The organism is Photobacterium kagoshimensis, assembly GCF_050337045.1.
GTDB classification, from domain to species: domain Bacteria; phylum Pseudomonadota; class Gammaproteobacteria; order Enterobacterales; family Vibrionaceae; genus Photobacterium; species Photobacterium kagoshimensis.
Map to the genome: position 1 here is coordinate 24798 of NZ_JAKJSO010000010.1, position 21667 is coordinate 46464.

Below are 21667 nucleotides of genomic sequence, written 5' to 3' on the forward strand. Positions count from 1 at the left end.
CTATTTGCGAATTATGTTAATAAATGTAAACAGGAAACTCATTATGTTAACCGCGGTGCAATAAGAGTTTTATTGTTGCGATATTTTACATTCATCACCAAGATGGATATCGGCATTTAGGAAGCGTGTAAACGGGTTACCATAATCTTTATGACTAGTTTGATAATAAGACGCAGGCATGGATTTCAATCTACCTTGCTGTTTAAGTTTGGCCTGCTCTTCTCGGGTGATCACAACATAAAACAGCTTTTGATCTAGCGCTGTTTGCAAAGCCGTTAATGATAACTGCTCATCTCTGACCATTGCTTTCAGCTGACCGATAAGCACCGCTGACGGTAAAAACCACTCACGTACTAGTTGCTTTCGATCAGTCACGCGCTGCGCTAGTAGTGAACGTGGTGCAACCTTAAAAATACCTTCCCAATCCACTTTGTCATTATTAGTGACGATCCCATGTCGGTGGCAGTAATAAGATTCAAAAAATAAGGGCAAATAATGAAAACGTTCTGCGTTCACTTCTAAATAGATATGTTGCAATTCAAGATTGAGATGAAAGTTCTTCACCGTATGGCCTATATAACATGATGAATAAAAACAACGTGCATGCTTAAAGCAATGCGACACACAAACAAAAAGAGCAGCCTAAGCTGCCCTTTTAATACTTTACATCATTTACGCTAATGTTTCGGCCCTTGCCTCTGATGTATTTACGTCATGCTCTGCGTGTTTAGCGAGATGTAGCGCATCAAGCTGCTTAATATCTCGATATAACATAAAGGCCACCACACTACTCAACGCAATGTTGGATAATGGTAAAGCTAACCATACCCCTTCCGCTCCAAGCCAAAGCGGTAGCAAGAACAAGAATGGCAGCTGAACAAGCATGTTACCAATGGTCACGAACAAAGATTTAGAGCCTTTGCCTACGGATTGATAATAAGCCGCCGTCACCACTAAGAAGCCATCAAGGAACATCGCAAATAAATGCAATCGTAAACCCAGTACAGTGTGATCAATCAGTTTACTGTCTTCGCTATTAAAAATACTCGCAAATTGATGCGGTGCAATATTAACCACAATCACAAATAGCACACCAACAACAACTGATACCACCATACCTAGCTTAAGTGCTTTACGAATATTCGTTTGATTACCCGCACCGTGGTTATAGCTGACTAAAGGCTGCATACCACCAGCGACACCTTCAGCCACTAAGTAGTAAACCGTGACAATGTAACCTAATATGGCGTACGCCCCCACCATAGTCACTTCACCGTACTTAATAAACTGTACGTTATGCAATGCAACCATGAAGCTACCGTATGCATACATAAAGAAGCTAGATAAACCAATCCATGCAATACCACGGCAATGCGTAAGGGAAAACGATAATGTTTTGCGAGTTAAACGCAAATCGGCTTTATCGGTGAAGAAATACCCTAAACCAATGAAAGTAACCAAACTTTGGGAGATTGCCGTTGCAATAGCAGCGCCCGTTAACTCCCACTGAAACAGCGCAATCAACACATAATCAAGTGCAATATTGGCAATCGCACCCAGTACCATCAATCCCGTTGCAAAATTGGGACGGCCGTCGTTACGCAGCAAAAACGGCACGGCAATCGAGCCAAAAGCAAAGATCACGGCAAATGCGAGTACCGAGATATATTGATGGCCCAATGCAAGCACTTCACCAGTCGCACCTTGTAAAACAAGCAGATCGTGACCGAAGGTAAATAAGCTTAACGAGGCGATAACGCTCGCGATAAGTAGGAAGATAAACCCCGTTGATAAGAATCGCTGTGCTTTTTTATGATCGCCCTCACCTTTACTGACTGAACATAAAGCCCCCGTACCCACACCGATCATTAAACCAACACCTAGCACGGTGCCAATAATCGGCCATGCGACATTAATGGCCGCTAAGCCTTGCGCACCAACATATCGGCCGATAAAAATACCATCGACCACTTGATATAAGCCATTCACTAGCATTGCGGCTATGGTTGGCAATGTGTAACGCCAAAATTGACGTGTAATGGATTCTGTCGATTTAACAGTCTGTTGCATATCGTGCATACTAACAAATCTCGTTCATTTTCATGTGAAAATGCAGGTAGAACTGACCTTATATCGTCAGCTTGGTAAACAACTTCGCGAGGAGCGATTCAAGTTGTTGATATTCTTGTGGTGATAATGCTACTGCTATTTCATCAGAGAAATTGGCGTAAATAGCATCATCGTGATCGAGTTCCACCTTGGCTGTACCTGTTAGCACTATATGGTTTACGCGTGCATCATCGGGGCAAGCTAAACGGGCAATCAAACCTCGCTTTTCAAGACGCACTATCATGGCACTCGCCGAGGGTTTACTCACTTCTAATTCCGTTGCGATGTCAGTCAACCGCATCGGAGCTGCTGCGTATTGAATTACTTTGAGATAATCGTATTCATTAAAGCTCAGCGAAATCTCATTTTTATTTTCTTTACAATGCAATCGCCACAGCTTGGCGCTATAGCGTTCAATATGTTCTAACGATGTTTTTAGCTGCATGATACTGGTTCCAATCAAATCACCGCCCTTAATAGTTAGTTAGTCTAACTAACTATTAAATATTGGTCAAAGCTTTCAACGCGACCCTGTCACTTATTTGCAATCACATACCGCCAATTCCCCGCCCTAACATGACAGCGAGTGATCCTAATCGCTCACTAAGTCGTTTTAATCACAATAAAAATCAAAAATAATGAAAGAAATATACGACGAGCAAGGTCAATACTCATAACCTCTAATACCAGTAGTGAGACAAGGATGAAATTAATCAAGAAGCCCCGATGGGCTATCAACGAAAACGACGTCACCCCAGAGACTGTCTATAAGCAGCGTCGTGATATTCTTAAAAAACTGGGGATCACGTTAGCAACCTTGCCAGTCGCAAGCCAAGCACAGGCGGGGATCTTTGACCTATTTTCGGATAAGCAAAGTACAAGGCCTGCACCAGATAAACGTATCCAGCTCACTACAACTAAACCTCAGCAATACCAAGCGTCTTTGTCGTTAACACCTGAAGACAAAATATTGAAGTACAATAATTTCTATGAGTTTGGCACAGATAAAGCATCACCTGCCGAATTAGCCAGTAACTTCATTACCGATCCGTGGAAGGTCGAAATTGATGGCATGGTTAACTCACCGCTAACGCTGGACTACGATGATTTATTCAAAAAATTTACATTAGAAGAGCGTATTTACCGCCTGCGCTGCGTGGAAGCATGGTCGATGAACGTCCCTTGGATAGGCTTCCCACTTGCTGATTTGATCAAACTTGCCGCCCCTAAGAGTGATGCTAAGTATGTCGCCTTTGAGACCCTATACGATCCAAAACAAATGCCAGGGCAAGCCTCTCGTCGCCTTGGTGGTGGCATCGATTACCCTTACGTTGAAGGTCTGCGCTTAGACGAAGCCATGAACCCATTAACTTTAGTTGCCGTTGGTTTGTATGGCAAAAACCTTGCGCCTCAAAACGGTGCCCCACTCCGCCTTGTTGTCCCTTGGAAGTACGGCTTTAAAAGTATTAAATCCATCGTCAAGATCAGGCTGACAGACAAGCAACCGCCAACAACGTGGAATCAACTCGCCGCGAATGAATACGGCTTCTACGCCAACGTTAATCCTCAAGTTGATCATCCACGCTGGAGCCAAGCGAGTGAACGTTTTATTGGTGAAGGCAGTTTATTCAGTAGCCGCAGACAACCCACGACCATGTTTAATGGTTACCAAGAAGAAGTGGCCAGTTTGTACAAAAGCATGGATTTAAGGAAAAATTACTGATGCGATTAATCCCCAATCATATTTTTTACCTCAAGGTAGCTATTCATACCGTTTCACTCAGCTTTGTCGGACTATTGGTAGGGTTAGTCATCACCGAAGAATTGGGGGCCGACCCAGTCCAAGGGCTCAGCCACTTTACAGGTAAAGCCGCCCTTAACACCCTGATTATTACCATGCTGATTTCGCCTGTCGCGAAGTACTTTAAACAAGCAGCGCTGATAAAAGTACGCAGAGTGATTGGCTTATACAGTTTCTTTTGGGCTGGCCTTCATTTACTGAGTTACATCACGCTCGACCTTGGCTTTGACTGGGGATTAATTGGCAGTGAAATTATCAGCCGACCGTACCTTGCTATCGGCGCTATTAGCTGGGTTATTTTGTTCTTACTCACACTGACATCGAATCAATACTTACAAAGACAACTGGGGAAACACTGGCAAACATTGCACAACACCGTCTATCTCGCACTTGTGCTCAGCCCAATTCACTATTACTGGTCCGTCAAATCTGGGATCACAGAGCCCGCTATTTATATTGGTATCTCTCTTTTATTACTGGCATTTAGATGGAAGACATTCAAACGTTGGTTACCGCAAACAGCAACACGGAAAAAAGCCGCTACAAACTAATAAACAATAAGCATATTAATAAGCAGACATACGCAGTTGAATGGGGCTAGCTTCACGCTTCTTGATGGTGAAACCAGCAAAAAGTCGCTCTCTCGGTAATTCTTGTAAGACATCGTGGAATTTTCTGCTAGGATAATCAAATCTTAGCGGTATTATTCAGTTAACACTTTGTCTTTCATGTTGTTTTCGAGGTTCCACCTTGGTCAGTGATCTACTTACTGTCAGTATCCAGCAGTTTCAAGCTGACTGCCAACAATTATGCGAACAGCATTACCCTACGGTACACAACCGTGGTATGCGCGAAAACCACTTAGGTAAAGCCCTTTGCCGTCGTATTATGACGACCCTGTTGCAGTCTGGTATTCATGCTGATCTTAGCCAGATTGAAGATACTAACAACCTGCCTCAGCCCATTTTTAAGCTACAAACACAGTCTTTTACGATTTGGATCGTCGCACACCGCTTATTAAGTGCCAACCTAGCGCGTCGCCAAGCACTATTAACAGCTGTAGATAGTGTGCTTACTCAACAAGATCCAGAACAAGAAAACCACTTATTGGTTGTCGCCGATCATTGGTTTGATCGCAGCAAAGCCAGCAAGGAGATCCCTGCATGGTGGCTTGGCCAATTACCTGCCGAAATAGATAACTATGTAAAAGATGGGATCCGTTTACTCAGCAGCTCAACTAGCTTAAAAAACACCCTGCAAGACAGTTATGCGATTGATGATGCGCACCTACAAATACATCACCCTCTTCACCGTACCAGCGATCACGCCATACTTCATAAGTATATTGTGCTAACAGGTCATTTTCGTATAAGCGCCGCATAATTACCAAAACACACCTGACGCAAACGTTTCGCTCACTAAAATATGCTGCTATATTCGCCAAAACGCCCATCCACTCAGAGTTAAAACTAGAGCTGCATCACATATAGTGCGCAAATAACTAAGAACTGATTTGCAAGATTTTAGATCTCAGTATTATCTGCGCATCATCCGTGACTGTGGTATTCATCATGTTCAAAAAAACACTGCTAGCCCTTTCCTTTGCAGCTGCTTCGCTTGCAAGTACATCAAGTTTCGCAACTGAAAATGTTGATCTTCTGATTCAAAATGCGACCGTTCTTACCATGAACCAAGATCGTCAGATTTTTGATAATGGCTTGGTCGCGATTAAAGACAATAAAATTGTCGCAGTGACTGACGGCAGCGACATAAAAGAATATCACGCTAAGCGCACCATCAATGCTGACGGTGATATCGTGATGCCAGGTTTGATCAATACTCACACTCACGTATCAATGACAGTTTTCCGTTCATTAGCCGATGATGTGCCAGATCGCCTGCACAGATACATTTTCCCACTAGAGAAAGAATTAGTGTCTCGTGAAATGGTCCGCATCGGTGCCCGCCTTGGTAATATTGAAATGCTTAAAGGCGGCGTTACTACTTATGCCGACATGTACTACTTTGAAGATGAAGTAGCCAAAACGGTCGATGAAATTGGCATGCGTGCTGTTTTAGGTGAGTCTGTTATCAAATTCCCTGTTGCCGATGCAGCAAACGCCGAAGAAGGTATCAAGTACGCGGTTAACTTTATTAAAGAATACAAAGATCACCCGCGTATTACGCCTGCATTTGCCCCGCACGCGACTTACACCAACACCACAGAAATTCTGCAGAAAATCACTAAGCTATCACTTGAGCATGATGTCCCTGTAATGATCCACCTTGCAGAGTCTGAGCGTGAAAATGAAGTGATTGCCAAACGTAGCAATGGTAAAACACCAATTGAGTACATGGCCGACATTGGCGCGCTAACGCATAAATTAGTAGGCGCGCATGTGATCAATGCATCTGACAGTGATTTAGATTTGCTGAAAAAACACGATGTGGGTGTTGCACACAACATGAGTGCTAACATCAAATCAGCAAAAGGCGTTGCACCTGTTACCAAGATGCTAGAAAAAGACATTCGTGTAGGCCTAGGTACAGATGGTCCTATGTCGGGTAATACACTGAGCACCATTGATGAGTTCAACCAAGTCGCTAAAGTTCATAAGTTGATCAACCATGACCGCGCCGCCATGCCACCACAACAAGTGATCGAAATGGCAACCATTGGCGCTGCTCGTGCCTTGCATATGGAAGACACAATCGGCTCACTTGAAGACGGTAAGCTAGCGGATATTATTATTGTTGATACCAAAGCGCCAAACATGGTGCCTATGTACAACCCATACTCTGCGTTGGTTTACTCTGCTTACGCGATGAATGTGAAACACACCATCGTCGACGGTAAAATCCTAATGCAAGATCGTTCAATGACAACGATTGATGAGAACGAAGTGCGTCAGGAAGCCCAAGCGTTCGCCGATAAAGTGCGTAAAACCGTTATTGCAAATGGTGAAGCGGTACAATAATCGTAGCGCTATAAGTTAAAGAATAAAAAGGCCGCATACTCATGCGGCCTTTTTGTATTCAAGCGACCCGACAAGAGCCTCCTGATGTCACTTTGTAATTAGGCTTTTTCTGGTGTCTTCACATTAAAGAACAATGCAAAGATCACAGGTACCACAATCAGTGTCAGTACGGTTGCAAAACCAAGCCCCGCCATAATCGTGATTGCGAGTGAGTCAAAGAATGCATCGAACACCAATGGGATCATACCCAATACCGTCGTTAACGCCGCCATACTCACAGGGCGAACACGGCTAATGGCACTATCGATAATCGCGTGGTACGGTTCTTTGCCTTGATCTAGTTCGATATTGATCTGATCTAAAAGCACGATACCATTTTTCAAGATCATACCGCTCAGGCTTAACAAGCCCAGTAGTGCCGTAAAGCTAAACGGCGTATTCGTCACCAGTAAACCAATCGAAACACCAATAATAGACAAAGGGACTGTTGCCCAAATGACTAACGGTTTCTTAAACGAGTTAAACAACAGCATAGTAATGATGAACATCAGCAAGTAACCCATTGGCATAGAGCCCATCATGCCTTCTTGCGCATCTTTTGATGACTCATACTCACCGCCCCACTGGATCTCATAACCGACAGGCAGTGGCAACGCATCCACTTTGGGTTGAACACGTGCGAACAAGGTTGCTGCAGTATCATCGCCTAACACATTGTGATCCGCTAATACTGTTAGAGTACGCTTACGGTCTCTACGCTGAATCAGTGGCTCTGACCATTCGAGATCTACCCTATCAATCACTTGCTCGATTGGCACATAAGCTTGTTGCACTGGGCTCCACAGCTTTAAGTTCTTCAAGGTATCATAATCAACACGCTCGACTTCAGGTAAACGCGCAATCACAGGTAGCATATGGGTGCCATCACGCATCACACCTATAGCACTGCCGCCATACGCCATCTGTAAAGTTTTCGATAATTCTTCTTTCGAAATACCTAAACGACGCGCTTTCGATTCATTAAACTGCGGCACTAGCTCTTTGGTACGTTCACGCCAATCGTGACGCACATTACGAGACTCAGGATCTTGCAGCAGGATATCTTCAACCTGCACGGCGATATCACGCAACACTTGAGGATCTGGGCCGATGATACGCGCTTCAATTTTCGAGGCTGGTGACGGGCCAAACTCCATGAGTTTAAATTGGAAAGTTGGCTGATCAAACTCATTCGATAACGATGCATCTAGCTTGTTCAACAAGTCGAACATATTGTCACGGCTTGTCGTTCTCACTTGAAGCTGCGCATACGCTTCATAGCTCTTCTCTGGCTGGTAAGTCAGAGAAAAACGCTGCATGCCTTGACCAATTGAGGTCGTGACAAATTCAACATCATCTTGGCGGCGAATGTAACTTTCGACTTTGTCTGTTTGCTTGATGGTTTCACGAATATCTGTGCCTTCGGGCATCCACATGTCCACGTAGAACATGGGCGTGTTTGATGGTGGGAAGAAAGATTGCTTCACATGACCAAAGCCAATCACAGCCCCCACTAACAAAGCAACCATCGCGGCTATGGTTAGCCAACGGAATCGCAGTGCAAACTTAAGTGATGCACCAAAGACAGTAAAGAGTACGCCTTTGTATGGGTCATCTTGATTTTGTTGTTCGCTTTCCGTTTGTTCAGGCTCATTCTTTAGCAATAAATCCGCTAAGAATGGTGTTAACGTTAACGCAGTCACCCAACTTAAAAACAGTGAATAACACAGTACCCAGAACAAAGACCCCATGAACTCACCACTGGCATCTGACGATAAACCAATCGGGGCAAAAGCCGTAATGGCAATCACAGTTGCGCCTAATAGTGGCCACTGGGTTTGTTTCACAATATCGGTTGCCGCTTGTACTTTGCTTCGGCCTTTTTTCATGCCGACCAAAATACCTTCGACCACCACGATGGCATTATCCACCAGCATACCAAGGGCAATAATAAGCGCACCCAAGGAGATACGGTGAAGCTCAATGTTATTCAGATCCATCAGAATAAAGGTGCCAAATACTGTTAATAACAGTACCAAGCCAATGATCAAGCCACTGCGAAGTCCCATCGCAAACAGCAAGACCACAATAACAATCGCGACCGCTTGGCCTAAGCTGACAATAAAATCTTGAACCGAGTTATCAACTTCTTGAGCTTGGTTATAAAAGTAATTCAGCTCTATACCCGCAGGTTTGAAGCTTTCTAATTCAGATAAACGCGCATCAACTTTGGCACCCACTTCAACAACATTTACGCCAGCAGAAAATGAAATACCTAAATTAATGGCTGACTCACCGTTGTAAGTGACAACATTGGTTGGCTTTTCTTGTACCCCTCGTGTAATCGTCGCCACATCTTTTAGGTGAATCAGATTACCTGTGTCACGCCCGTGAATCACAAGGTTCTCTAACTCTTCAACACTGTTCATGTTGCCGTTTGGACGGATCGCTAACGTTTGGCCGTTGATCATCATCTCGCCAGACGCAATCACACTGTTTTGTTGGTTGAGTAAACCACCAATGGTGTTCATGTCTAGGTTCAACGCTGCCATGCGATCAAGTGATATTTCAACAAAGATTTGTTCTTGTTGATCACCCGTAATGCTGACTTTACCCACGCCATCAACAAGCTCTAATTCTCGCGTTAAGTAATCGGCATACTGCTTTAACTCAACATACGAGTAACCTTTTCCCGTCATCATGATCATGACACCAAAGACATCGCCAAAATCATCAATAACTTTTACCGACTGCACACCCGCAGGCAATGTTGGCCTTAGATCATTAACCTTACGGCGCATTTCATCCCAAATTTGGGGTAGATCATCAGGGCCATAAATCATGTCCATACTGACCATGATCTGACTCATTCCCGCAGAAGAGGTCGAGGTCACCTTGTCAATGTAAGGCAATTGTCTCACCGCTTTCTCCAGCGGATAAGTCAGCTCTTCCTCTACTTCCGTTGACGTTGCCCCTGGGTAGGTTGCAATGATCATGGCATCTTTCAGTGTAAAAGCTGGGTCTTCTAAACGCCCTAAGTCTAGAAATGATGTCACACCACCGACAGCCAGAATGACGATAAATAGCCAGCTGATCACTTTATTTTTTATTGAATATTCGGCAATGCTCACCGTATTGTCTCCACCGCTAATGTTGTTAAATCCAACTCTATGTTAAGCACACTGCTTAGCGCGTTATGTTCTGCGCTTTGATACGCTTGCATCGCATTATTTGGCGATACCTTAATTTCAATTCCTGGCACTTGTTCACCAATAAACTGCCACACTAAAAACTGTCCCAGCGCACTTAGTAGCAACACACTAACAAGGGTCAATGTGATCACCACGCCCCAACGTAGTAGTGCGCGTTTGTGTCTGAATACAGCCTTCTTCACTGCGCAGTGTCCTTATTTACAAGGCTTGAAGAAACGACAGATGTCGGCATACCTTCACGAAGTTTACGTAAACTTGAGGTGATCAAAACGTCGCCTAACGCCACGCCACTGCTGACGATCGCGCCTTGGTTATTGACTTGTTCGATACCCACTTCAACCTTGTGCGCGGCACCCTCTTGCTGCTTCCAAACATAAAACTGACCTTTCTCTTGGCCTGCTTGCAGCGCAATCATAGGTAGCTGATAACCTTGCAAAGTACTCAATCCTGCTTCCGCCATGTTGACGCTTAACGCAACACTGGTACCCGGTAAAATGGCAGGGGTTTGTTGTGGCATTTCAAACCACACACGGTAAGTCTGCGTCTGAGGTTCAAGTTCACTGGTGTGCTTAAAGTAACGCACAGGGAAAACGTGTTCATCTGAGCCAAATTGCGCCATTGGCTGGTAAGCCGTACGCTTTTGCGCAGGGTTTACCATGGCTATCACGTTGTCTGAAACTGGAATATTGATATAAACCTTATTGTTTTGATAAAGGCTAAGTACAACCTCACCTGGCGAAACCGCTTCGAAGGATTCCTTCGGTGAAGTTGAAATCATGCCATCAAAAGGCGCAACTAAACGGGTATAGCCTAAGCGCGCATTCGCAGAATCGAGTGCAACTTTGGTTAAGCGTTGATTTGCCGTTAGCTCATCAAATTCAGCTTTAGAGATCATCTTTTGAGCATATAACTCACGGCCACGCGCTAATTGCTTAGACGCTAAGGCAAATTGCACGCTGGCATCACGCTGCTTTTGTTCAAACTTACTCGCATCTAATTCAGCCAGCAGCTGACCTTTCTTCACAACTTGACCCGTATTCACCAATACGCGCTTCAGTTCACCTTCAACCCGAAAAGCTAACGGTGTATTTTCAGCAGCTTCCACTTGACCGTTAAAAATACGGTATTGGCTCTCAACAGGGTCCGACACGGTTAATGTTGATACGGCTAAAGCTTTTTGCTCAACAGCAACTGGCGGCTCTTGGCAACCTTGTAGAAATGCCATCGACAAAGCGAGAAATGAGATTTTCTTCAACATGTTAGATCCCACCTTCACGAGTCCAAGCGCGCACTTGTTGGCCTGAGTACAAATCTTTTGCACCAGCAATAACAATGACAGCACCTTGCGGTAAACCATCGGTCACACTACCGTTTTCATCGAGATTCACTTCTAAAGCATCAATAACTGAAGTCGCAGGATTAAATTGCCAAACGGTACCTGTGCTTGCTCTTTTTTCGATCCAAGCGCCTTCAGGCAGAGTAAAAGATGATGCGGACTTAGGCTGAGCAAAGTGCACCTTCCCAGCCATACCTGATAACACATTAAGATCATCTGGCCGATGAATGGTCACCTTGGCGCTATAAGTGTTAGTGTCTAAATCAGGCTGAGTCGACACCTCTTTCAACTCGGCATGAATAGGCATGTTAGGAAAGTTGTCCATCACCACCCAAGAAGGTGCCGCTTGTATGGCTTCCAACCCCATTTTCTCAACAAAAGTGACTGGCAGATTAAAAGCGATATCTAAGCTGTCTACATTTTGAATGTTCATTATCGTCTGGTTAGCGCCAACAAACTGATGCTGATTAACAAGGCGAAGCGAAACTACCCCATCAAATGGGGCTGTAATTAGGGTGTTTTCCAAATCTGTTTTCGCTTGCTCGATATTTGTTATCGAAGTTTTATAACGCGTATCGTTGCGGTCAAATTGATCTGTACTGATAAGTTTTTTGGCATAAAGTTGCTGCGCACGTTCAAACTGACTTTTTGCTAATTCATATTCTGCAAATTTGGCATCAAATGCTAAGCGGTAATCTTTATCATCCAGCACTGCCAACACTTGGCCTTTTTCGACCTTCTGTCCAACATTCACCAACATCTGCTGTACCTCACCTGGCACTTGAAATGATAACTGTGCACGTTGTGCGGCTTCTGCTTTGCCTGGAAACTCACTGCTTTCTTGCGCTGTGTTCACCGGCACTTCAAAAAGTTTCACCGACTTAATCACTTCTGTTGTGGGTTCAGAGTTTGCTTGATTGCATCCCACTAAAACGCTGCTTAACAAGGCGATAGCGGCTAATTTCACCAAGGGGGTCATTAAGGGCTGCTGTCCTATCACGTGCATTTCTCTCTTCGTTATATGCTGTACACCTGTGCAGCATATATTGATCCCGCTGAAGATCAAGTATATTTTACAGGTGGACAGTAAAGGTTTTCTGTGAGCACAAGGTGACTACAAAACGAATTTCTGGTAAAAAAGATGTGGGAAATTAAGTAACTATGATGATGACAGAAAGAAAACAGGGCCGTCGCAGCGCTCAGGCCGCCGAAGAAACAAAGCTGCTGATAATAAAAACTGCCGCAAAAATGTTTTGCGAACAGGGATATGAGCGTGTATCACTACGAAATATTAGTGAGCGTGCGGGCGTATCTCACAGCCTGATCCGTCATCACTTTGGAAGTAAAGAGAAGATCTGGCATAACATCAGCGACTGCCTGCATGTCTACTTCCTGTCATACATGTATAAACTGCAAGAAAGTATTCCCTCGGATTTACCCAGCAATATCATCTTGTACCGTTTCATCACCATGTTATTGGCACAACAACTGGTGCATCAGCAGCCCATTCAACTTATCACCGATGGCATCCGACAAGGTGATGAACTGATGGATTACTTTTTTGATAGCAAAGGTGATCTTGAAGATTTCGTGAGCCAACTTGTTGATACCTTCCATGAAGATTTCCCTGAATCTTCAATTAACGTGTGGGAAATGAAGTGGCAAATGATGATATTTGCCAACGGTGCGGTAAACCTCAAGCCGTTCTTAATTGAAACTTGGCAGCATGATGACGCGAGTTACTCTCAATGCTTGCTTAACCACTGGGAGTTATTTAACCGCAATATGGCAATGCGCTTAAATGTCACAGAAGAAGAAATGTTACACCCAGAAAAATTAGAAGATATTTTGATTGAACTCCCCTGCGAATGGGGCTGTGAGAACCAAGAATAATTTGATAATTACAGCAATGGGTAACATTCAGACTCAAAAAAACGGCAGTGCTAACCAGCACTGCCGTTTTTATTTCATAACCTTAACTTGGCTGAGCTAAGACACTCAATCGGCTAGAAAACTAAATCACACCCAATTCTTTCAGACGCTCAGTCAGGTATGAGCCCGCTGTATGGCGTTCTGAAAGCACCACTTCTGGCTTAGGGTGCAAGAATAAAGGCAACGAGATGCGTGACTTGGTTTTATCCGCACCTTCAGGGTTGATAACGCGGTGCGTCGTCGATGGGAAATAGCCGCCAGACGCTTCTTGTAACATGTCACCAATATTGATGATCAAGTTGCCAAAATCACATGGCACATCTAACCACTCACCGTCTTTTGATAATACCTGTAAACCAGGCTCATTGGCCGCTGGTAGTACAGTCAATAAGTTAATATCTTCATGTGCGCCAGCACGAATCGCACCTAGCTCTTCATCCCCTTGCAGTGGTGGATAATGCAACACGCGAAGCAGTGTTTGTTCACTGTCTTCAATCATGCTAGATAGCGGCTGGCTAAATGTCTTCGATACATCATTAGGCGCGTGCTTTTCAACCCATGAAAGCAACTCGGCTGCTAGTGCATTAGCTTGATCATAATAGTTTTGAATTTCTGCACGTAATGCTTCAGGACATTGGCCCCATGGGTAGTAGTGGAAAAACTCTTTGATATCTTTCTTCGAGTGCCCTTTTGCGGTTTCAGACACATCAGTTGGAAATAGGCCGTCTTGGGTATCTACGTTGAAAGTGAAATCTGTTTTGCTTTCATCATTGAAAAAGGCGTACCAATTTTCATAGATTGAGTTTACTAACTGCTGCTGGATTGGGTGGTTTTTAAGGACACCAAAACCTGTATTACGTAGGGATTCAACAAACAGCTGTTCTGCATTCTCTGCGGTGTAGTCAACGGCTTCTAGTTTCATTTTGAGGCTTCTTTTGGCTGATTATACGTTCTTCCACTGTGTAAATAGCAGAAGTTATTGAGCAACATCATTGTTATAAACCGAATTTTATGGGTATAACCATCGTGCTACAAGGGCAATTCCAGTAAAATAAAAGAAACACACTGTTTACAACAGGAAACAAGCAAGCGTTTGCCTAATCGTTTGCGCCAATCATTTGTTTCCCCCTCCCCAAAAACAGAAAAACCCTACCGAAGTAGGGTTTCAATACATAATTTTGAGCACTACAAACTCCGCATCAACATTTCAAATTCGTCTTCAGCACGCTCTATCATACCCAGCAACTCACGCGCATCTTCATTGGCGAGATCTAACGTCCACTGTACCGCATCATTGCTATTGCCAGCATGACATACGATTTCTGTTTTCTGAGATCGCCGATGAAAACACAATTGTTCAAAATCAGCTTGGTAGTGTTTTGCTTCATCAGGAATATCTACTTCTATCATCCCTGTTGGTATGATCTTAATGTCGGCAAATTGCGGCTTTTCACCCGACAGTAATACATGCCTGCTTTCAGCTAACATGGGGCCTCCTCGTGAATACCTTATGTGATTTAAACAAGCAGCAGTTACATTATTAGTGTAGTCAAACTGTGACTGTTTAAATTAAAATTCACAAAAAATGCATACTCGCAAAGAGTAATTTTTTAAAATAATACCAATCTAGGTCAAATAAATAGCAGCCACTATTCCTTTACTCTCAATCAAGCACCAAGGGTTTCCTGCATAAGATTCGACGTTGAGTAACACGCACATTGCTCAGAGCAAATAATACTATTCTGGCCCGCATCTTTGGCGCGATACATAGCAGCATCAGCATTTTGTAGAATTCGCTCAACGGATGCCTCTTCAGTATCGTTGATCACGCTGTAACCAATACTCGCACCAATATTCAACACTGTGTTTTCTACTGTCATTGGCTTATTGATTGCAAAAGTAACACGTTCAGCCGCTAATAACGCCTCTTGCGCGGAATGAACACCATCCACCAGAATGACAAACTCATCACCTGCTAGGCGTGCAACTAAATCATTTTCTCGCACACTCTCCTCCATACGGCATGCGACAATTTTAAGCACTTCATCACCAACATGGTGCCCATAGGTATCATTCACGGGTTTAAAGCCATCTAAGTCAATATACAGCACAGCAAACAGTATTTTATTATCGCGGTAGTCTTGCGCTTTCTCTTCCAGCACATCGAATAAGCGCTTGCGGTTAGCCAAGCCTGTTAATGCATCATGATGAGCAAGGTATTCAAGCTGCTCTAATTCTTTTTTATGGCTTAAATCCGTTATCGACATCACGATTTGGGCGGTTTCACCATTATTACTATTAATCACATTAGCCCGTACTTCTAATGGGATCAGAGTGCCGTCTTTATGCTTTTCTAAAATTTCACCACGCCAACGTCCGCCCCCATTTTCGATGGTATGGCGAATTTCATCAAAATTCTCACTCTCTAGAAAGTCATTGATATAGGCCCCCATTAATTCATCTGGGTGATACCCCATAATAGAAGACAGCGACGGGTTTATCATTTGAATATTCCCTTTGTAGTCAACCACTAAGATACCTTCACGGCTTTGTTCAAAAATACGGGCAGCTAACCGTTGCTGTTTCTCGGCCAAGTATTTTTGAGTCACTTCTTCTATTGTAATAAGCACTTGATGGCGCTCAACTAACGGACGAGCTTTCACGCTGTAATAATGCGGCTGCTCTGCACAATCAAAAGCTTTCACTATCTTATCGAACGTTTGCCCCTTCAGGCTCAACACCTGATCTAATGCATCCTTGTGTAAATCCCAAAAGCGCGGGTTCATGATTTGATGTAAGGTAAGGCCTCGAATATCGCCAGATACACAGCCAAAAATATTATCGCATGCGCTGTTGGCAAGCACGATACGGCCACTATAATCCAGCACTAATAACGCATGCTGCACCGTTGATATGACATCATCGGCAAAGGATTTTTCACTCGCGACCTGCTCGATAGACGCCAGAATCTGTTCATCGCGCTCATCCAAGTTATCTAACATGTCATTAAAACATTTAACTAAGCTGCCAATTTCATCATCAGCATGTACCGCTGGCCGCTGTTTAATCGCCCTAATTTTAGTAAGGCTCTGCATTGCATAGCTCAAGCTTTCTACTGGGTTAACCACCCACACTTGCAACTGTTTCAATAAAAAGTAACGAAGCAAAAACATAGGAAATAACAATATCAAACAAAAGCGTAGTACGTCTTTCTTTGTTTTTAATACCTCTTCGAGTGAAATGCAGATATTCATTATCGCGACATTATTATCTGCCACCAGCACAGGGATCGATATATATAGAAACTCAGGAGCAAAGAAGTGATCAAGATCTGTCTTGCTCAGTAACGAAAAGCTATCATTGCTGTGCATAGCATCAGCCTGCTCATCTAGACGGCGATAACTAGCAAAAACAGTACCGTCCGGTTTAATCACATCGGCATGATAAACCATCTTATCAGCCTGAAATGCCGACAATATTTCTTCACCACTGAGCGGATCATCAAACAATAAAGCCGCTTTCAAGTTAATCACCACACCTTTTCCTAAGATAAAGGAGCGCGCTAACAAGTTATCCTTCTCTGTTTTAAACACAGAATAAACACTGAAGATACTAAAAGCGCAGAAAATAAGGATCAAAATTGCACTGACTGGGATTGTCATTTTGCGGCGAATCGAAAGATTCTTAAAAGAGGGGAACATTACTCGTCCTCCTGTGGCGCAGAAACAATCTTTGAGATTCGCAATAACTGAGATCGGATAGAAATATTATTCTTAGCTGCATTATCAACATTTATTACTGGTACAATACGCCCTGATTTTTCTCGGAACTCTACCACACCAACGGATTCAGCAAATGCGCGCACATCGCTGACAGTAACAAGCCCATCTCGCTCTAACTCCAGCTGAATATTGCTACAGCTTTCAGGTGTTAAATAGACAAGCTGACAATCATCCAACTGCTTCTGATTGCTAACTTGATGATAAACAACAGGAATACCACGCACTTGATGTTGGTCTAAAATTTGCTCTAAGGTACTGGTCACTTGGTTATTGCCAACAACGCAATAATTTATTTGCTTCAATGAAGACTCTTGAGGCCAATGAATGAAATTCGCAAAGCGCACTATGTAGACAGCTTTGACTTTATCAGGGTCGAAGGTTAAACCTGCATTGACTGACACACACATCAGTATTGAGAAAGCACCAAGCAGCACTCGATTCATTATTGCATTACCCACACGGCTTTAAGGTATACCTGACGTTCAAGCCCATATGCAGCTCGACGGTTCGATTCGTAGTAAGGCTGGGTATTGAAAATGCCATCCACCAGCAACTCGAGTCGCGGCCAGTCATGTTTCTGCTGCCAAGCTAAACGCGCATCAAGCGTTGATACGGTATCCCAACCAAGCTCTGTATTCCCATTGTTGTTGGCTTGAATATATTTATACAAGAGGTCAAATTGCACAGTATCCGTCACGTCCCACATGGTGTGAGCACTTGCAATGTGATTCGGCTGGGGATCTTCCAGCTTCGTCTTTGAGTCATCAAGACAAACTTCGCTATTGACACAAACACCTGATACTTGGTGATATGCATAATTCACATTCACTCTAAAGTTAGATATAGGTTGCCAAAATACAGCCAATTCAGCCCCCCATGTTTTTGCTTCAATATCATCAACATACTGATAGTTTTCTATGGTGCCAGGTGCTGTACCCCAAGGATCAAATGATGGTGGCGGAAGCAAAGGCATGTCGTTATCTCGACCAATGCCACGAATATTTTCATATTGGCTATAGAATACATTAGTGCTGGTACTAAACGCATTCGATAAAAAGTAACGATGACCAAAATCGAACGTAGTGACCGCTTCCGTTTTTAGGTTTTCATTACCCCGAACTATCGTTGCTTCATCTTGATAGTTATTTTGGGTAATTTGTTCAACCGATAGATCGACCATGGTTGAGGCAGTATCTATGATTGAAGGCGTGACTACGGCACGGCCAAGCCCCGTCCAAAACTGATGCTGAGGCGAATAGTCATAAGATAAACGTGCCTGAGGCAAAAATTCGTAACGATCCACTAAGCCAAAATACTCAACTTTGATACCAAGGTAGCTTGTTACCTTATCTGTTACCGCGGTTTCTAATTGTGTATACACGTTATAGCTGTCATAACTCGACGCCTGATCTTTATACAAGTGTGTGCGAGTCTCCTTTCGATGGCCTATTGGAGCGAGTGATAAAACCGGTAAGACTTCGGTATGCGTTAATCGTCCACCTCCCCCGACTGTTAATTCACTCGCGGTTAACACAGGCAAACGATAGTAGATATCGGCATCCCAGTTGCGATAACTTCCTTTGAAGTACTCATAATCTAATTTATGGCTATCGGCCCATACATTTACGCTCAAAACACCCGTGTTAATTTCAGTGTCGTAATTGAGCATACCGAAAAAGCCACGGCTGTTTTCATCATATTGTTCTGGGGGTAAATCAATACCAATGAAATGAATGGTTTCTACTTCGGTATGTATATCTGTGTTATAGCCGCCAAACTGTACGGTTAATTCACTGTCATAGCCTGAGTGATCGACCCGCATATTAACGTTGTAGTTACGAAAATCCCCAGCCTCATCCATGGCGTAAGCTGAGCGCATGCCATTAACAGAAATACGCGCTTCCGTTTTATCGTTGACAGTACTCCCCAATCGAGCGTTCACTTCTTGGTAGCTTGATCCGCCAACATTTACTTCGGTATATAAGCCTAACGTGTCATCCGCATTCTTGCTGATGATGTTCACAACGCCATTGGCAGCATTCCCTCCCCACATCGTTCCAGAAGGGCCAAGTAAGACTTCAATGCGCTCTATATCAGCCATCATCATCTTGACGTTTTCCCAAATAACGCCAGATGTCATAGGGTTAAAGATACTTCTTCCATCAATAGAAACTAATAATTTATTAAATAGCATTTCATTAGCGCCGCGAGCAGATACTGACCAGTTATTTTCGGACAGGCGTGCGACATGCATACCAGGTACTAATGCTAAGGCTTCAGGGATAGAACGTGCACCTGAGCGACGGATTTGCTCCGCCGTGATGACGTGAACAGCAGCTGGCACTTTATTGAGTGATTGTTCTTTTTTAGCGACAGACGTTAATGTTACCGATGCCCGAGATAAATCTTCTAAAGACATATCCATCAATGCATCAAGCTCTTCACCCGCATTTACAGGTAGGCTAAAAATGATATAACTCGTTGGTAGCAATAAGGAATGGGCCAGTTTCTTGGTTGTGATGGCTTTCGTTATTTTAAAATTTTTTTTCACAGTAACTTCTTGTTCATGACTGCTTTTTATAATTAAGTATTTGCAGCATCTATAATATTTTTATGTCTTATTTTTCCATTGTACCAATGTTCAAGACTTAGTATCCAGACATAACGCTGTTCTTTTAATCTACACATAAGAGGTTTACGTTCATTTATACGCAAGTCGCTAATTTAAAAAGGCTTTAATTTTAGAGCAAACGGGAAAGTTACCTACCATAGATATATTCACGACTGTTTTTTGGTTAAACTTCAACCAAAAAACACATAAATTCTTAACAACGAGATACCTGAGGAGAATAAACCAATGAAGAAAATGGGGATGTTTTATTTGATTTCAAAAAAAAGCATCTAATTTTAAAAATTAGATGCTTTTTATAAGTTATTAAAATGAACTAGAATTTAATAACAGGTGCATTAATATACTCGCAATATAACCAAGGAAAATGACAGGCATCCATTTCAAATGCCCGAAGAATGTATATTTACCATGCGCAGCTCCCATTAATGCAACCCCAGCAGCAGAGCCAACCGACAATAAGCTGCCACCAACGCCTGCAGTAAGTGTTACTAACAACCAGTTTCCAAGGGTCATTTCAGGGTTCATGGTCAAAACCGCAAACATAACAGGAATGTTATCAACGATAGCAGAGAGTACGCCGACCATACTATTTGCCATAATAGGATCCCATTGGCTGTATAGCACTTCAGATACAACGCCTAAGTACCCGAGCAAACTTAAGCCGCCAACACACATAACTACACCGTAGAAAAATAATAACGTATCCCATTCGGCATGAGAGACACGACGGAAAACATCAAATGGAACAACTGAACCTATACGCCTTAACGCCTCTTCATCGTTATTGGCTTCAGCAATGGCTCTTTTCTTGGCTAAAGAGCCAGGAAGCGTTTTTCGCAAGAAATAACCAAAAAATTGCAAATACGCAAGTCCCATCATCATTCCCATCACTGGTGGGAAATGGAAGAACCCGTGGAAAGCAACTGCCGTTGAAATCGTTAATAAAAAGAGAAAAACAATGCGTCTTGCCCCGCGCTTAAGCTCGACATGTTCACAAATAGTATCTGGTTGTGTTTTGGGAACAAAAAGAGACATTATCACGGCAGGAATCAGGTAATTGGCTACAGAAGGGATAAACAATAAAAGGAATTCATTAAATGATGCATGCCCAGCCTGCCACACCATCAAGGTTGTAATATCACCAAATGGACTAAAGGCACCACCAGCATTGGCAGCAACAACAATATTTACACAGGCAATATTAATAAACTTAGCGTTACTACCACCTACTTTCATCACAACCGCACACATCAAGAGCGCTGTTGTTAGGTTATCGGCAATAGGTGAGATGAAAAAAGAGAGGATACCCGTTAACCAAAATAAAGTACGATAGTTAAAACCTTTACTCACCATCCATGCTTGCAGTGCATCAAATAAGCGCCGTTCTTCCATCGCGCTGATATAGGTCATTGCCACCAGTAAGAATAGCAATAATTCGGCATACTCAAGTAAGTTATGCTCCAACGCCTGCTTAGCAATTTCCGTTTGACCATTTTGCTGAAAAACATAGCCAATCATCATCCAGATGATGCCAGCGGCTAATAGCACAGGTTTGGATTTTCTCAGTTGTAAATACTCTTCCCCCATCACCAAACAATACGCAATGGCAAAAATAACGAGTGACGCATAGCCAATATTGGAATGTGTAAGGTCGATTCCCGTTCCACTTGCAAACGACAGAGGGGCAAAGAATAAAAGCCCCACTGCAAGTGAAAGTTGCCGAATATTCATAATACGTAAAACTCCCTAAGAATTGATGAGAATAACAACCCTGTTATCCGTTACTCAAAAATAAAATATGAATCAAAATCTTAAAGTTCACACTATAGATGACGAGCCAATAAAC

The 21667-nt window shown here is 43.2% G+C and carries 18 protein-coding genes; 5 read left to right on the forward strand and 13 right to left on the reverse strand.

Features of this window, described 5'->3' with window-relative positions:
• Nucleotides 1-69 precede the first annotated feature (69 nt).
• The 3 genes from L4C35_RS05765 to L4C35_RS05775 all read right to left on the reverse strand — a co-directional run bounded on the left by L4C35_RS05765 (nt 70) and on the right by L4C35_RS05775 (nt 2554).
• Nucleotides 70-564: a hypothetical protein gene (locus L4C35_RS05765; RefSeq protein WP_428461985.1), complete on the reverse strand. Its 495-nt coding sequence runs from the start codon at nt 562-564 to the stop codon at nt 70-72.
• Nucleotides 565-672: 108 nt separating this feature from the next.
• On the reverse strand, nt 673-2070 hold the full coding sequence (locus L4C35_RS05770) for an MATE family efflux transporter (protein WP_428461986.1): 1398 nt from the start codon (nt 2068-2070) through the stop codon (nt 673-675).
• A gap of 58 nt (nt 2071-2128) precedes the next feature.
• Complete coding sequence (locus tag L4C35_RS05775; protein WP_428461987.1) at nt 2129-2554, reverse strand: MarR family winged helix-turn-helix transcriptional regulator; 426 nt, start codon at nt 2552-2554, stop codon at nt 2129-2131.
• A 258-nt stretch (nt 2555-2812) separates the two neighbouring features.
• On the opposite strand from L4C35_RS05775, the gene msrP reads away from it, so the two are divergent.
• The 4 genes from msrP to L4C35_RS05795 all read left to right on the forward strand — a co-directional run bounded on the left by msrP (nt 2813) and on the right by L4C35_RS05795 (nt 6888).
• Entirely contained in the window at nt 2813-3832 is a 1020-nt protein-coding gene (gene msrP, locus L4C35_RS05780) for a protein-methionine-sulfoxide reductase catalytic subunit MsrP (protein ID WP_428461988.1), read from the forward strand.
• Nucleotides 3832-4461, forward strand: a complete 630-nt coding sequence (gene msrQ, locus L4C35_RS05785) for a protein-methionine-sulfoxide reductase heme-binding subunit MsrQ (protein ID WP_428461989.1) — start codon at nt 3832-3834, stop codon at nt 4459-4461. Before msrP ends, msrQ begins: the two co-directional genes overlap by 1 nt.
• Before the next feature lie 199 nt (nt 4462-4660).
• Complete coding sequence (locus tag L4C35_RS05790; RefSeq protein ID WP_428461990.1) at nt 4661-5293, forward strand: hypothetical protein; 633 nt, start codon at nt 4661-4663, stop codon at nt 5291-5293.
• A 185-nt stretch (nt 5294-5478) separates the two neighbouring features.
• The gene (locus tag L4C35_RS05795; protein ID WP_428462332.1) at nt 5479-6888 is read left to right on the forward strand and encodes an amidohydrolase; all 1410 of its coding nucleotides are present in this window, start codon (nt 5479-5481) and stop codon (nt 6886-6888) included.
• Between the two features lie 98 nt (nt 6889-6986).
• Here L4C35_RS05795 and L4C35_RS05800 read toward each other — a convergent pair whose 3' ends face one another.
• From L4C35_RS05800 to L4C35_RS05815, 4 genes are read right to left on the reverse strand one after another with little or no spacing between them, the layout of a single operon-like run.
• On the reverse strand, nt 6987-10058 hold the full coding sequence (locus tag L4C35_RS05800) for an efflux RND transporter permease subunit (RefSeq protein ID WP_428461991.1): 3072 nt from the start codon (nt 10056-10058) through the stop codon (nt 6987-6989).
• A complete protein-coding gene (locus L4C35_RS05805; protein WP_428461992.1) occupies nt 10055-10321 on the reverse strand; it encodes a hypothetical protein in 267 nt (88 codons plus the stop codon). The genes L4C35_RS05800 and L4C35_RS05805 overlap by 4 nt, the downstream gene beginning before the upstream one ends.
• A complete protein-coding gene (locus L4C35_RS05810; RefSeq protein WP_428461993.1) occupies nt 10318-11397 on the reverse strand; it encodes an efflux RND transporter periplasmic adaptor subunit in 1080 nt (359 codons plus the stop codon). The genes L4C35_RS05805 and L4C35_RS05810 overlap by 4 nt, the downstream gene beginning before the upstream one ends.
• A 1-nt stretch (nt 11398) precedes the next feature.
• Nucleotides 11399-12475 carry an efflux RND transporter periplasmic adaptor subunit gene (locus L4C35_RS05815; protein WP_428461994.1) on the reverse strand — a complete coding sequence of 359 codons (1077 nt, stop codon included), beginning with the start codon at nt 12473-12475 and terminating at the stop codon, nt 11399-11401.
• 161 nt (nt 12476-12636) lie between these two features.
• On the opposite strand from L4C35_RS05815, the gene L4C35_RS05820 reads away from it, so the two are divergent.
• Nucleotides 12637-13368, forward strand: coding sequence for a TetR/AcrR family transcriptional regulator (locus tag L4C35_RS05820; RefSeq protein ID WP_428461995.1), 732 nt, complete (start codon nt 12637-12639; stop codon nt 13366-13368).
• Between the two features lie 121 nt (nt 13369-13489).
• Here L4C35_RS05820 and L4C35_RS05825 read toward each other — a convergent pair whose 3' ends face one another.
• The 6 genes from L4C35_RS05825 to nhaD form a co-directional block, all read right to left on the reverse strand.
• Nucleotides 13490-14329 (reverse strand): 2OG-Fe(II) oxygenase family protein, encoded by an 840-nt coding sequence (locus L4C35_RS05825; RefSeq protein ID WP_428461996.1) that lies wholly within the window; start codon nt 14327-14329, stop codon nt 13490-13492.
• 263 nt (nt 14330-14592) lie between these two features.
• On the reverse strand, nt 14593-14895 hold the full coding sequence (locus tag L4C35_RS05830; RefSeq protein WP_428461997.1) for a hypothetical protein: 303 nt from the start codon (nt 14893-14895) through the stop codon (nt 14593-14595).
• A gap of 179 nt (nt 14896-15074) precedes the next feature.
• Nucleotides 15075-17108 (reverse strand): diguanylate cyclase, encoded by a 2034-nt coding sequence (locus tag L4C35_RS05835; RefSeq protein WP_428461998.1) that lies wholly within the window; start codon nt 17106-17108, stop codon nt 15075-15077.
• On the reverse strand, nt 17108-17632 hold the full coding sequence (locus tag L4C35_RS05840) for a YfiR family protein (RefSeq protein WP_428461999.1): 525 nt from the start codon (nt 17630-17632) through the stop codon (nt 17108-17110). The genes L4C35_RS05835 and L4C35_RS05840 overlap by 1 nt, the downstream gene beginning before the upstream one ends.
• On the reverse strand, nt 17632-19740 hold the full coding sequence (locus tag L4C35_RS05845; RefSeq protein WP_428462000.1) for a TonB-dependent receptor plug domain-containing protein: 2109 nt from the start codon (nt 19738-19740) through the stop codon (nt 17632-17634). The genes L4C35_RS05840 and L4C35_RS05845 overlap by 1 nt, the downstream gene beginning before the upstream one ends.
• Before the next feature lie 384 nt (nt 19741-20124).
• Nucleotides 20125-21552 carry a sodium:proton antiporter NhaD gene (gene nhaD, locus L4C35_RS05850; protein ID WP_428462001.1) on the reverse strand — a complete coding sequence of 476 codons (1428 nt, stop codon included), beginning with the start codon at nt 21550-21552 and terminating at the stop codon, nt 20125-20127.
• Between the last annotated feature and the right edge of the window lie 115 nt (nt 21553-21667).